This is a genomic window from Novosphingobium sp. 1529 (assembly GCF_040544855.1).
Classification (GTDB): Bacteria; Pseudomonadota; Alphaproteobacteria; order Sphingomonadales; family Sphingomonadaceae; genus Novosphingobium; species Novosphingobium capsulatum.
This window is the reverse complement of the sequence record NZ_JBEPKW010000001.1, coordinates 1,042,661-1,054,977: the sequence shown is the minus strand read 5'-3', so window position 1 is coordinate 1,054,977 and position 12,317 is coordinate 1,042,661. Positions and strand designations below refer to the sequence as shown.

The 12,317-nt window shown below is 65.4% G+C and carries 12 protein-coding genes; 11 read left to right on the top strand and 1 reads right to left on the bottom strand.

Annotated features, from left to right (window positions below):
* The first annotated feature begins 76 nt into the window (after positions 1-76).
* The 11 genes from trhO to ABIC78_RS04695 all read left to right on the top strand — a co-directional run bounded on the left by trhO (position 77) and on the right by ABIC78_RS04695 (position 9,515).
* On the top strand, positions 77-931 hold the full coding sequence (trhO, locus tag ABIC78_RS04745) for an oxygen-dependent tRNA uridine(34) hydroxylase TrhO (RefSeq protein ID WP_169041978.1): 855 nt from the start codon (positions 77-79) through the stop codon (positions 929-931).
* An 81-nt stretch (positions 932-1,012) separates the two neighbouring features.
* Complete coding sequence (locus tag ABIC78_RS04740; RefSeq protein ID WP_354488032.1) at positions 1,013-1,822, top strand: IclR family transcriptional regulator; 810 nt, start codon at positions 1,013-1,015, stop codon at positions 1,820-1,822.
* 105 nt (positions 1,823-1,927) lie between these two features.
* Positions 1,928-2,932, top strand: coding sequence for an aldo/keto reductase (locus ABIC78_RS04735; RefSeq protein ID WP_169041979.1), 1,005 nt, complete (start codon positions 1,928-1,930; stop codon positions 2,930-2,932).
* On the top strand, positions 2,929-3,753 hold the full coding sequence (locus ABIC78_RS04730; RefSeq protein WP_062786216.1) for an amidohydrolase family protein: 825 nt from the start codon (positions 2,929-2,931) through the stop codon (positions 3,751-3,753). Before ABIC78_RS04735 ends, ABIC78_RS04730 begins: the two co-directional genes overlap by 4 nt.
* Positions 3,734-4,060: a UxaA family hydrolase gene (locus ABIC78_RS04725; RefSeq protein ID WP_062786218.1), complete on the top strand. Its 327-nt coding sequence runs from the start codon at positions 3,734-3,736 to the stop codon at positions 4,058-4,060. Before ABIC78_RS04730 ends, ABIC78_RS04725 begins: the two co-directional genes overlap by 20 nt.
* Positions 4,060-5,286, top strand: coding sequence for a UxaA family hydrolase (locus ABIC78_RS04720; protein WP_169041981.1), 1,227 nt, complete (start codon positions 4,060-4,062; stop codon positions 5,284-5,286). Before ABIC78_RS04725 ends, ABIC78_RS04720 begins: the two co-directional genes overlap by 1 nt.
* Positions 5,283-6,026: an SDR family oxidoreductase gene (locus tag ABIC78_RS04715; protein WP_054130653.1), complete on the top strand. Its 744-nt coding sequence runs from the start codon at positions 5,283-5,285 to the stop codon at positions 6,024-6,026. The genes ABIC78_RS04720 and ABIC78_RS04715 overlap by 4 nt, the downstream gene beginning before the upstream one ends.
* A gap of 58 nt (positions 6,027-6,084) precedes the next feature.
* Positions 6,085-7,410: an L-fucose:H+ symporter permease gene (fucP, locus tag ABIC78_RS04710; RefSeq protein ID WP_169041982.1), complete on the top strand. Its 1,326-nt coding sequence runs from the start codon at positions 6,085-6,087 to the stop codon at positions 7,408-7,410.
* Between the two features lies 1 nt (position 7,411).
* Positions 7,412-7,759: an L-rhamnose mutarotase gene (locus ABIC78_RS04705; protein ID WP_054130652.1), complete on the top strand. Its 348-nt coding sequence runs from the start codon at positions 7,412-7,414 to the stop codon at positions 7,757-7,759.
* Positions 7,756-8,601, top strand: coding sequence for a fumarylacetoacetate hydrolase family protein (locus tag ABIC78_RS04700; RefSeq protein WP_062786229.1), 846 nt, complete (start codon positions 7,756-7,758; stop codon positions 8,599-8,601). Before ABIC78_RS04705 ends, ABIC78_RS04700 begins: the two co-directional genes overlap by 4 nt.
* A 176-nt stretch (positions 8,602-8,777) precedes the next feature.
* Positions 8,778-9,515: a GntR family transcriptional regulator gene (locus ABIC78_RS04695; protein ID WP_028657496.1), complete on the top strand. Its 738-nt coding sequence runs from the start codon at positions 8,778-8,780 to the stop codon at positions 9,513-9,515.
* An 88-nt stretch (positions 9,516-9,603) separates the two neighbouring features.
* Here the strand turns inward: ABIC78_RS04695 and ABIC78_RS04690 are convergent, their stop codons facing one another.
* Complete coding sequence (locus ABIC78_RS04690) at positions 9,604-12,306, bottom strand: TonB-dependent receptor (protein WP_309804648.1); 2,703 nt, start codon at positions 12,304-12,306, stop codon at positions 9,604-9,606.
* Between the last annotated feature and the right edge of the window lie 11 nt (positions 12,307-12,317).

Below are 12,317 nucleotides of genomic sequence, written 5' to 3'. Positions count from 1 at the left end.
CCCTTTCACACCAGGCGGGGCCAGGGCAAGTGCGGGATAGCCAGCGCCCTGCTTAAGGGTTTATGGGGGCCGCGCCATGGACCCGATCACTGTTGCCGCGCTCTATCAGTTTGCCCCCTTTGCCGATCCGGCCGCCCTGCGCGCGCCGCTGCTGCAACTGTGCGCGGAACACGGCGTCAAAGGCACGCTGCTGCTGGCGGGCGAGGGGGTCAATGGCACTATCGCCGGCAGCGCGGCGGGGATCGCCGCCGTGGTGGCGCATGTGCGCAGCCTGCCCCACTGCGCCGGGCTCGACGTGAAGTATTCCACCGCCGCGACGATGCCGTTTGCCCGCATGAAGGTGCGCCTCAAGCGCGAGATCGTGACCATGGGCGTCGATGGGATTGATCCGCTGGCCAGCGTCGGCACCTATATCGATCCGCACGACTGGAACGCGCTGATCAGCGATCCCGACACCATCGTGATCGACACGCGCAACGATTACGAAGTGGCCGTGGGCACCTTTGCCGGGGCAATCGACCCGCAAACGCGCAGTTTCCGCGAGTTTCCCGCCTGGTTCCGCCAACAGCGCGACTCCTTGCTGGGTGAAGGGCGCCAGCCGCGCGTGGCGATGTTCTGCACCGGCGGGATCCGCTGCGAGAAATCCACTGCCTTTCTCAAGAGCGAGGGAGTGGATGCGGTCTATCACCTGAAGGGCGGCATCCTCAATTACCTGGAACAGGTGCCCGAGACAGAAAGCCTGTGGCAGGGCGAATGCTTCGTGTTCGACGAGCGCGTGGCGATCGGCCATGGCCTCAAGCCGGGCAGCCATGTGCTGTGCGGGCCGTGCGGCCGGCCGGTCGATGCGGCGGGCCAGCAATCGCCACTTTATCGTGCGGGCGTGTCGTGCCCGGCATGCCATGGCGAAGGCAGCGGCGACGCCGACGCCTGAGTGTGGCTGCGCCCCTTGCCGAGCCGTGCCGCCAGGCGATAGCATCGCATGATACCGCAACAGGGTTGAGGATCTTTCCAGTTGAACGACATTCCGGGCATGCCGCAGGGCGACGATGAAGGCCGTGGCACCGGCAACCGCTATCGCGCGCCGGCGCTGGAAAAGGGGCTCGACGTGATCGAGTTGCTGGTCAATTCTGGCCGGGCGATGACCATGACCGAAATCTGCCAGCGCCTGGGCCGCTCGCAGGGGGAAATGTTCCGCATGGTGCAGGTGCTGCAGGCGCGCGGCTTTGTCGAGCAGGACGGCGCCAACGACGGCTATTACCTGACCGACCTGTTGTTCACCATGGCGATGCGCCAGCCGCCCACGCAGAACCTGGTGGAAGTGGCGCTGCCGCGCATGCGCCAGCTGGCGATGGATATTGGCCAGTCGTGCCATCTGGTGTTCCACACCCGGGGTGAGATCGTGGTGGTGGCGCGCATGGAATCGAACGAGCAGATCGGCTTTTCGGTGCGCATCGGCCACCGCCTGGCGCTGCACCGGTCGGTATCGGGCGTGGTGCTGTTCGGCCACCAGCCGGCCGATATCCAGCAGGCCTGGCTGGCGCAGCTTTCCCCCACAACCGATCGCGGCGAGATTGCCGCGTTCGTCAAGGCCGCCAAGGCTGCCGCCGCGCAAGGGCACGCCCAGGCGCAAAGCACGTTCGTGAACGGCATCAGCGACATTTCCGCCCCGATCATGCGGGGTGATCGCGCGGCGGCGGCGCTGACTGTGCCGTTCATCCATCATGGCAACCTGCAAAAGACCATGGACGAGGCGACCGGCCACCTGGTGGAAACCGCGCGGCAGATATCCGAGCTGCTGTCCACGGCTGACAGCCGGGTGTGAACGCACGGCGGGCGGTGAATATCGGCCTTGCAAATATGAAAGCTATTTTTGTATGTGAGAGGAACGAGCTGGCCACCATGGCGCGGCGGTGGGAGTTTGGGCGGGATGCTGGGATTTGGCGGCGCAGCGCTGGGCAATCTCTATCGCGCCATCCCCGATGATCAGGCGCAGGCGACGCTGGCCGCCGCGTGGGACGGCGGCATCCGCCTGTTCGACACGGCGCCCTATTATGGCCTGGGGCTTTCCGAACAGCGGCTTGGCGGGTTTCTGCGCGGCAAGCCGCGCGCCGACTATGTGATTTCCACCAAGGTCGGCCGCCTGCTGGAATACGATGCCACGCTGGAAGGCGCGGCCGAACGCCATGGCTTTGCCGACCCGCTGCCCTATCGCGTGCGGTTCGATTATTCCTATGACGGGGTGATGCGCGCCTTTGAAAGCAGCCTTGATCGGCTGGGGCTGGACCGCATCGATATCCTACTGGTCCACGATATTGGCGAAGTCACTCACGGCAAGGACGCCGCCCGCCACTTTCGCGATCTAGCCGAGGGCGGCTATCGCGCGCTGGCGCAGCTGCGCGAGGCGGGCGTCGTGGGTGCGATCGGGCTGGGCGTGAACGAGTGGGACGTGTGCCTGGCGGCCATGGCGATCGGGCGCTGGGACCGTTTCCTGCTGGCCGGCCGCTATACCTTGCTGGAGCAGGAGGCGCTGCACGCGTTCCTGCCGCAATGCCTGGATCATGGCGCCAAAGTGCTGCTGGGCGGGGTATTCAACAGCGGCATCCTGGCCAGCGGCACGCGCGGCCCTGGCCCGTTCTATTACAACTATGCCCCCGCGCCGGCCGCCGTGGTGGACCGCGTGGCGCGGATCGAGGCGGTCTGTGAGGCTCACGGGGTGAGCCTGGCCGCTGCCGCGCTGGCCTTTCCCCAGGCGCATCCGGCGGTGGCCGCCGTGCTGCCGGGCCTGGCCAGCGCGGCCGAGGTGCACAGCGCCCTTGCCCTGGCGGCAACGCCGATCCCGCTGGCGCTGTGGGCCGAGCTGGTGGCGCAAGGGCTGCTCGATCCCGCAGCACCAGTGCCCGTTGCCGAACGCGGGCAGGGCGCTCTGGCATGATCCTGGACGGCCACCAGCATTTCTGGGCACTGGCCAATCCATTCACGGATTGGCCCACGGCCGATCTCGCGCCGATCCATCGCGATTTTCTGCCGGCCGATTTTCCCGCAGACGCAGCGGTTTGGGGCACGATACTTGTGCAAGCCGCGCCCGATCGCGCCGAAACTGCGTGGCTGCTGCGCCTGGCACAGGATCATCCGCTGGTGCGTGGCGTGGTCGGCTGGGCCGATCTTGCTGCGCCCGATGCGCCTGCGCAGATTGCCGCCTTGGCGCAGGAGCCACTGCTCAAGGGTTTACGCCCGATGTTGCAGGGGCTCGACGATCCACGCTGGATCTTGCGGGGCGAGGTGGGCGATGGCCTCGATGCCATGGCCCGGCATGGGCTGTGCCTCGATGCGCTGGTGCGGGCGCCGCAACTGCCGGTGATTGCCGAGCTGGCCGCGTGCCATCCTGCTTTGCGCATCGCGCTCGATCATGCGGGCAAGCCCGATATTGCCAGCCATGGCTATGCTGCCTGGGCCAATGATCTGGCCGCGCTGTCTGGCCATGGCAATGTCTGGTGCAAGCTGTCTGGCCTGTGGACCGAGGCGGGTGGCCAGACCGACGACGCCACGATCGCGCTCTATGTCGATCACATCCTGGCCTGCTTTGGCCCGGATCGCGTGATCTGGGGCAGCGACTGGCCGGTGCTGCATCTGGCCGGGGACTATCACGACTGGCTGGCGCAGTGCCGCCGGCTGCTTTCGGGTTTCAATGAAACGGAACAGGCGCAGGTTTTCCTGCACAACGGGGTTGGGTTTTATGGTCTCGCCACAAGTTGAGCCGGCGCAGGAGGCGTTCCTGCTGCTGGACCCGGCAGACAATGTGCTGGTGTGTATTCGCGATGCCGCGCTCGGCGAGATCGTGACGATCGATGGCGTGGCCATGCCGTTGCCCCAGGCCGTGCCGCTGGGCCACAAGATTGCCCGCCATGACCTGGCCGTGGGCGACAAGGTGCTGCGCTATGGCGCGCCGATCGGCAGCATGAAGGCAGCCACGCCGCGCGGCGGCCACGTTCATTCCCACAACCTGGCGAGCGATTACATTCCCGCCCATGGCCGCGATGCCAGCACGAAAGGCAGCAAGTGATGCAGCATCACCCCATCCAGGGTTTCCTGCGTGCCGATGGGCGCAAGGGCGTGCGCAATGTGGTGCTGGTCGCCTATCTGGTGGAATGCGCGCACCATGTGGCGCGCCGCATCGTCAGCGCGATCGACGATCCCGATGTGCAGCTGGCCGGCTTTCCCGGCTGCTATCCCAACAGCTATGCCGCGCAGATGATGGCGGCGATCGCCACCCATCCCAATGTGGGCGGGGTGCTGGTGATTTCGCTGGGCTGCGAAGGCTTTGACCGCCAGACCCTGGCTGCGCAGGTCGCGGCCAGCGGCCGGCCGGTGGAAACCGTGGTGATCCAGCAGGCCGGCGGGACCCGCGCCACGATCGATGCCGGCCGGGAAGCGGTCGCCCGCCTGCGCGCCGCGGCCGAACAGGCCCCGCGCGTGCCGATGGCCGTGTCGGAACTGGTGGTCGGCACGATCTGCGGCGGGTCTGACGGCACCAGCGGCATCACTGCCAATCCGGCGGTAGGCCGCTGTTTCGATATGCTGGTGGCCGAGGGTGCCACCTGCATCTTCGAGGAAACCGGCGAGCTGATCGGCTGCGAGCAGGTCATGGCCGCGCGCGCGGTGACGCCGGAACTGGGTGACGAGATCGAGGCCTGCGTGGCCAAGGCCGCCCGCTATTATGCCACGCTGGGCTATGGCAGCTTTGCCCCCGGCAATGCCGATGGCGGGCTGACCACCCAGGAGGAAAAGTCGCTCGGCGCCTATTCCAAGTCGGGCGCCTCGCCCATTTCCGGGCTGATCCGCCCGGGCGAGCGGACCGGCGGGCCGGGGCTTTACCTTATGGACGTTGTGCCCGATGGCGAGGTGCGCTTTGGCTTTCCCAACATTTCCGACAATGCCGAAATCGTCGAGATGATCGCCTCGGGCTGCCACCTGATCCTGTTCACCACCGGGCGCGGTTCGGTGGTGGGATCGGCGGTTTCCCCGGTGATCAAGGTTTGCGCCAATCCCGAAACCTATGCCCGCCTGGCCGAAGACATGGACGTGGACGCCGGGCGCATCCTGCATGGCAAGGCCACGCTGGACGAGGTGGGCACCGAGATCTTTGATCAGGTGGTGGCCGTCGCTGCCGGGGCGCAGACCCGATCAGAAGCGCTGGGCCACCAGGAATTCATTCTCACCTACAAGCAATTCGAGCCGAGCGGTCCGGGATGCCTGCCGCTGGCCCACCGTGCAGGAGCCCTGACATGACGCATCACCCGTTCGACCTTACCGGCAAGCGCGCGATCGTGACTGGCGCAGGCCAGGGGATCGGCCGCGCCAGTGCCGAAGCCTTTCGCGATGCCGGGGCCGATGTGTTGGCACTCGATCGCAATCCTGCCGCGCTCGAAGAGCTGCCCGGCTGTCGCACCGCTGTGCTCGACGTGACCGATGCCGCCGCCATCACCGCGCTTGCCGCGCAAGAGGATGGTTTTGACATCGTGTTCAACTGCGCCGGCGTGGTGCACGGCGGCACGATCCTGGACTGCAGCGACGATGACTGGGCCTTTGCCTTTGATCTCAACGTCACGGCGATGTTCCGCCTGATCCGTGCGCTGCTGCCTGGCATGATCGCGCGGGGCGGCGGGTCGATCATCAACATGGCCTCTGTCGCCGGATCGGTGATCGGCGTGCCCAATCGCTTCGCCTATGGCGCCAGCAAGGCGGCGGTGGTCGGGCTGACCAAGGCGGTGGCGGCCGATTTCGTGCAGCAGGGCATCCGCTGCAACGCGATTTGCCCCGGCACCGTGCACTCTCCTTCGCTGGAACAGCGCCTGGCCGCCACCGGTGATTTCGATGCGGCCATGGCCGCTTTCAAGGCGCGCCAGCCGATGGGACGCATCGGCGATCCGGCGGAAATCGCCGCGCTGGCGCTCTACCTCGCCAGCGATGCCGCCGCCTTTACCACCGGCCAGTGCCACATCATCGATGGCGGCTGGGCCAACAGCTGATCATGACGGCGGCCAAGCCGCCACCTGTAACCAGAACATAATCCAACGAGAGGTTTCCATGGCCCCGATCTCCATCGGCTTGAGCGACCAGGAACACAGTGGCCCAGCCGGCCGCGCGCCCGATGATCCCCAGCGCGCACTGCCCCTGGTGGCACGCGGCGCACGGGTGGCCTTTGCCGTGGTCTGCTCGATGTTTTTCCTCTGGGCCCTGGCCAACAATTTCAACGATATTCTGATCAAGCAGTTTCAAAAGGCGCTCGATCTCACGCGGATGCAGTCAGGCCTGGTGCAGACCGCATTCTATTTCGGCTATTTCACTTTTGCCCTGCCGGCCGGCTGGGTGATGAACCGCGTGGGCTATCGCAACGGGCTGTTGATCGGGCTGGTGCTCTATGCCGTGGGCGCGCTGCTGTTCTGGCCGGCCGCGCATGTCCAGGCGTTCGGCTTTTTCCTGGGGGCGCTCTACATCATCGCGGCGGGCCTGGCTTTCCTGGAAACGGCGGCCAATCCGCTGATCACGGTGATGGGGCCGGCCAGCACGGCGGCACGGCGGCTCAACCTCGCGCAAAGTTTCAACGGGCTGGGGGCCTTCGTGGCGCCGTTCGTGGGCGGGGCGCTGATCTTTTCCGGGGTGGAGCGTACGCCGGCGCAGCTGGCGGCAATGGCCCCGGCGCAAGTGGCGGCCTATCGCACGCAGGAAGCGCTGGCGGTGCAACTGCCCTATCTTGGCCTTGGCCTGCTGGTGCTGTTCCTGGCGCTGGTCGTGCGGCTGACGCGGTTTCCCGCCGTGGACGAGCCGGCGCAGGGGGAGGGCGGCAGCCTTGCCGCCGCGCCCTTGCTGCGCAGGGCGGTGATCGCGCAGTTCTTCTATGTCGGCGCGCAGGTTTCGATCTGGAGCTATTTCATCAACTTTGCCCAGGATGCCACGCGCATCGGTGAAATGCGCGCGGCGCATCTGCTGGGCTATAGCCTGATGGCGTTCATGGCCGGGCGCTTTGCCGGCACCGCGCTGATGAAGCGGGTGCCACCGGTGCGGCTGCTCACGCTGTTTGCGGTGATCGCGGCCGGGCTGTGTGCCGTTGCCATCATGGCGAGCGGGTGGACGGCGGTGATCGCGCTGGGGCTGTCGAGCTTCTTCATGTCGATCATGTTCCCGACGATCTTTGCCTTGGGCGTCTCGGGCCTGGGCAGCAAGACCAAGCTGGGTTCCTCGCTGTTGATCATGGCGATCATTGGCGGGGCGGTGTTCCCGCCGCTGGTCGGGCTGATTGGCGATCATCTCCATTCGCTCAAGACCGGCATGGTCGTGCCACTGGCCAGCTTCCTGGTGGTGGCATGGTTTGGCACGCAGGCGGCCCGCGCCGTGGCACAGGAAAGAGGCTGACATGCGCGAGGTTTTCCTGCTCGACCTGGCAGACGCGGGTGTGGCCGCCGCCTATGATGCCTGGCACCAGCCGGGCCGCGTGCCGGCTGGCGTGCTTGCCGACATTGTCGGATCGGGCGTGCGCGTGATGGAAATCTATCGCGTGGCCGATCGCCTGGTGATGATTACCGAAACCACCGGCGATGCCCCCGCCGCAGATCGCGTAGCCAGCGCTGACTCACATGCGTGGGAGCGCACTATGGACCCACTGCAAAAGCCGCTGGACGCCGCCCCGCCAGGGGTGAAATGGTTGGCGGCCCATCGCATTTTCAATCTGGCCGATCATTTAGACACAAAGGACCAAGCATGAAGCTGCTGCGTTTTGGAAACCCCGGGGCAGAACGCCCCGGCCTGCTCGATGCCCAGGGAGTGGTGCGTGACCTGTCCGGCGTAGTCGCCGACATTGCCGGCGATACGCTCTCGCCCGCCGTGCTCGACCAGTTGCGCGCGATCGATCCCGCCACGCTGCCGGCGGTGGAGCAGCCTGGCCGCCTGGGGCCGTGCGTGGCCGGCGTGGGCAAGTTCGTGTGCATCGGCCTCAACTATTCCGACCATGCTGCCGAAACCGGCGCTACCGTGCCGCCCGAGCCGGTCGCATTCATGAAGGCCACCAGCGCCATCTGCGGGCCGAACGATCCGGTGATCAAGCCGCGCGGCAGCACCAAGCTCGATTGGGAAGTGGAACTGGCGTTCGTGGTGGGCAGCCATGTCAGCTATGCCGACGAGGAAACCGCGCGCGCCGCGATCGCCGGCTATTTTGTGTGCCACGACGTGTCGGAGCGGGCATTTCAGATCGAGCGCTACGGCCAGTGGATGAAAGGCAAGGGCTGCGACAGCTTTGGCCCGATCGGCCCCTGGCTGGTGACCGCTGATGAAGTGGGCGATCCTGGCGAACTGGCGATGTGGCTGGAAGTCAACGGCAAGCGCTACCAGGACGGATCGACCCGCACCATGGTGTACAAGCCGGCCTTCCTGCTCAGCTACATGTCGCAGTTCATGAGCTTCCAGCCGGGCGACATCATCACCACCGGCACGCCCGCCGGCGTGGGCCTGGGCCTCAACCCACAGGTCTTCCTCGACGTGGGCGATGTGGTGGAACTGGGCATCGAAAAGCTTGGCACCCAGCGCCAGGTGGTCGTCGCCGCGCCCTGAACCGGGCTGGCGCTTCAATTATGCGCAGCATGCAAGCCGCGCCGGGCCTTTGCGCCTGGCGCGGCTTTTGCGTGGCGGTACGGCCCAATATGTAACCTATGATGCCAGTTGTCTCGAAAGGGTCGGTACTCTAGTCTGGCCGAATAATACGAGCGCGTGGTTTCGAGGCGAACATGATGTCCTTCGTGCAGAGAGTTGGTCGATTGCGCGAAGACCTGCGCGCGCCACTCTATTTGCAGCTTCAGCAATTGGTGCGCCAGGCGATCGAGACCAAGGTCTTGACCCAGGATGACATGATCCCGGCCGAACGGGATCTGGCTCTCGAATATGGCGTGTCGCGCATTACCGTGCGCAAGGCCATTGATGGACTGGCGCAGGAAGGCCTGGTGGTGCGCCGGCGCGGCTCGGGCACCTATGTGGCCGCGCGCGTGGAAAAGAGCTTTTCCAAGCTCTCGTCATTTTCCGAAGACATGCTGGCGCGGGGCCGCAAGCCGAGCAGCGAATGGCTGTCGCGCTCGGCGGGGCTGGTCACGCCCGAGGAATCGCTTTCATTGGGACTGTCGCCGGGGCGGCAGGTCTATCGCTTCCAACGCCTGCGCTTTGCCGATGACGTGCCGATGGCGTTCGAAACCTCGACCATTGCCGCCGATTGCCTGGCGGGGATCGATGCCGTCAAGGATTCGCTCTATGCCGCGCTGGAAGCCGAGGGCAACCGCCCGGTGCGCGCGCTGCAACGGCTGCGGGCCATGCCGTTCCCCGGGGAGCAGGCGCGGCGCCTGGGGGTGGAAACCGGCCACGCTGGCCTGCTGATCGAGCGGCGCGGGTTCCTGGGCGATGGACGCGCGGTGGAATATACCCAGTCCTATTACCGGGGCGATGCCTATGACGTGGTCGCGGAATTGAACGCCGGCTGATCGGCGCCCAGCACATCTTGCAGAAAAAAGGCCCGCTTCCCTTTCAGGAAGCGGGCCATACCACGCAAGGGTTGTGGCTTTCAGGGTCTTAGAAGCGCCCGGTCACGCTGGCGGAGAACACGCGGCCGTTCTTGTAGACCGACGTGGGCGCCTTGGGATCGGAGCTGTACTGGTAATAGGTTTCGTCCAGCAGGTTGGAGGCGGTCGCCGTCACCTGCACGTGATCGTTGATGGTATACGAGATCTGCGCATCGAGCTGGCGATAGGCGTCGGTATAGTCCTGCGACTGCTGGCGGCCGAAGCGGTAGAAGTACTTCGAGCGACGGTTGTAGCTGACCCGCGCCTGGAACGGCCCGTTTTCATAGTAGGGCGAGATCTGGATCGTGTTGCGCGACAGGAACGGCAGGCCGGTGGACGCCTGCGTGTCTGCATCGGCAAACGTGTAGGCGGCCTGGATGCCGAAGCCCCAGATCAGGTTGGTATTGCCCGAGAGCGAGAAACCGGTGACGGTTGCCTTGCCGCCGTTGACCGGGCGCGAGATCGCATAGGTGCGGGTCTGGCCGGTGATCGGGTTGGTCAGCGTGGTGTCGAGGGTTTCGTTGCCAACGTAGTTGCTGATATCGCGGTAGAACACTTCGCCCGAGAGGAAGCTGGACGGGGCGAAGTACCACTCGGCCGAAAGACCGAAGTTGGTCGCGAGATAGGGCTTGAGGTCGGGGTTGCCGCCGCCGCCGCTCAGCGTGCTGTCATCGAGCGAGAGATAGCCGGCAAGGTCGGAGTAGCGCGGACGCGCCATGACCTTGGCGACCGCACCGCGCAGCACCACGCTCTGCCCGGCATTGTAGATCACGTTGAGGGCAGGCAGGAAGCGGTTGTCGGTCTTGTTGTACTGCACCAGGTTCACGGTCGAACCGCTCTGGGCGTAGAAGTTGGATTCCACGCTGGTGCTGACGAAACGGCCACCGATGTTGCCGCGCAGCTTGCCGCTTTCGAAGTTGGCCTGGATATAGGCTGCCTTGATGCGCTCGTTGACCAGCCAGTAATCGCCCTTGGACAGGCCGCGATCGTCGGTGAAGTTGCCATACTTCTTCAGCGTGGCGATGATCCCGTCCTTGTCCATGCCGACATAGGGCGCCCCGTTGCCCGAGGTGCCCAGGCCATTGTAAAGGCCCGAGTTCAGCACGTTGTAGTCAAGATCGGCCAGCGTGTAGTTCTGGTTGGTGAAGATCGCGTTGCTGTAGGTGGTATTGCTGTTCTGGTGCGAGCTGTAGCGGCCACCGAACAGCAGCTTGTTGAACGGGCCGACGTTGATGTCGCGCACGAAGTTGGCTTCGCCGTACCATTCCTTGTCGACCGTGAAGCCTGACTGGGTGGGAATGCCGCCGATCTGCCGGCCGAAGAACTTGCGGCCATCGGTGGCCGTGACGTTTTCGCCGCCCAGCGCAGTGTAGTTGCTCAGCCACTTGGTGGGATCGGTGGCCGGGCGGTCCCAGTTGACGATCGTGTTGCGGCCATTGGCGCCCGAGGTGAAGCCCTGCTGGGTGCGGAAATCGAGCAGGTATTCGGGATCCTTGCCGCCCGAGGCGCGGGTGTAGCCGACATTGCCGGTGATCGCCCAGCCTTCCGGCTTCCAGTCATAGGCCAGCGAGTAGGTGTCGTTTTTGATGCGGGTGCGGCGATAGAGCGTATCGAGCTGGCCGGTGGCGCCGGTCTGGCCAGCCGGAATGCCCGAGAACGTCGCTTCGGTGACCAGGCCGTTGCCATACTTGGCCGAAATCAGGCGCGAGCCTTCATACCCGTAGGTATACATCGAATTCGACACGTTGTCGTAGTTGCCGCGAATGACCAGGCCCGTGGCGGTCAGCACGAGGTTGTCGGCCGGCTTGAGCTGGATCGCGCCGTTGAAGCCCAGGCGTTCGCGATCCTGCTTGAAGAATTCGCGCGCCAGGAACGAGGCAAAGCGGGCGTCGGAGAAATCGGCGCGTTCGGTGGCCGACAGGGCCGAGATCGGCTTGCCGTTGACCGTGGCGGTGGCGGGCGCGTTATCGAGCAGGGCCTGACCGGTACGATACCAGTACACGGCCACGCCGGCGCGGCTGAGCTGCTCCTTGTCGTAGTTCACCGCTGCCAGGATGCCGATGGTTTCGTCATCGTTCTTCCAGCTGTACAGGCCGCCGCCGCGGAAGCTGCCACGCTTGGCGCGGTCGTTGTATTCATAGCCGCCGTTGAAGCGGATGGTGTTGGCAGCCAGATCGAGTGGCTTGCGCGTGACGACATCGACGGTGGCGCCGATGGCGCCTTCCTGCAGGCGCGCCTCGGGAGTCTTGTAGACGACGGCCTGGCTGATGATCGCCGGCGAAAGCAGCGAGTAGTTGAAGCTGCGGCTCGAACGGTCGGACGGGTTGCCGCCCCAGTCGGCCGAGGCGACCGAGTGGCCGTCGATCGTCAGGCGGTTGAGCGCGGGCTCCACGCCGGCGATGGACAGCTGCTCGCCTTCGCCGAACTGGCGGTCGACCGTGATGCCCGGCAGACGCGAGAGCGATTCCGCCACGTTGCTATCCGGGAACTTGCCCACGTCTTCGGCGCTGATCACGTCGACGATCGAGTTGGCGTTGCGCTTGATCTCGATGGCGTTGCGCAAGCTGGCGCGGATGCCGGTGACAACGATGCCCGAACCATCGCCCGAACTGCTGGAAGCGGTTTCGCCCGGTCCTTCCGCAGCGGTCTGCGCCTGCGCCGCAATCGGCATCGCGACCATCGCGGTTGTGGCGATCAAAAGGAAGCGCCGCACGTTCATTCCCA

What these genes read in the sequence shown, in the direction of transcription:
- trhO (WP_169041978.1), top strand. Translation starts at nt 77, where the DNA reads ATGGACCCGATCACTGTTGCCGCGCTCTATCAGTTTGCCCCCTTTGCC.
- ABIC78_RS04735 (WP_169041979.1), top strand. Translation starts at nt 1,928, where the DNA reads ATGCTGGGATTTGGCGGCGCAGCGCTGGGCAATCTCTATCGCGCCATC.
- ABIC78_RS04730 (WP_062786216.1), top strand. Translation starts at nt 2,929, where the DNA reads ATGATCCTGGACGGCCACCAGCATTTCTGGGCACTGGCCAATCCATTC.
- ABIC78_RS04725 (WP_062786218.1), top strand. Translation starts at nt 3,734, where the DNA reads ATGGTCTCGCCACAAGTTGAGCCGGCGCAGGAGGCGTTCCTGCTGCTG.
- ABIC78_RS04720 (WP_169041981.1), top strand. Translation starts at nt 4,060, where the DNA reads ATGCAGCATCACCCCATCCAGGGTTTCCTGCGTGCCGATGGGCGCAAG.
- ABIC78_RS04715 (WP_054130653.1), top strand. Translation starts at nt 5,283, where the DNA reads ATGACGCATCACCCGTTCGACCTTACCGGCAAGCGCGCGATCGTGACT.
- fucP (WP_169041982.1), top strand. Translation starts at nt 6,085, where the DNA reads ATGGCCCCGATCTCCATCGGCTTGAGCGACCAGGAACACAGTGGCCCA.
- ABIC78_RS04705 (WP_054130652.1), top strand. Translation starts at nt 7,412, where the DNA reads ATGCGCGAGGTTTTCCTGCTCGACCTGGCAGACGCGGGTGTGGCCGCC.
- ABIC78_RS04700 (WP_062786229.1), top strand. Translation starts at nt 7,756, where the DNA reads ATGAAGCTGCTGCGTTTTGGAAACCCCGGGGCAGAACGCCCCGGCCTG.
- ABIC78_RS04695 (WP_028657496.1), top strand. Translation starts at nt 8,778, where the DNA reads ATGTCCTTCGTGCAGAGAGTTGGTCGATTGCGCGAAGACCTGCGCGCG.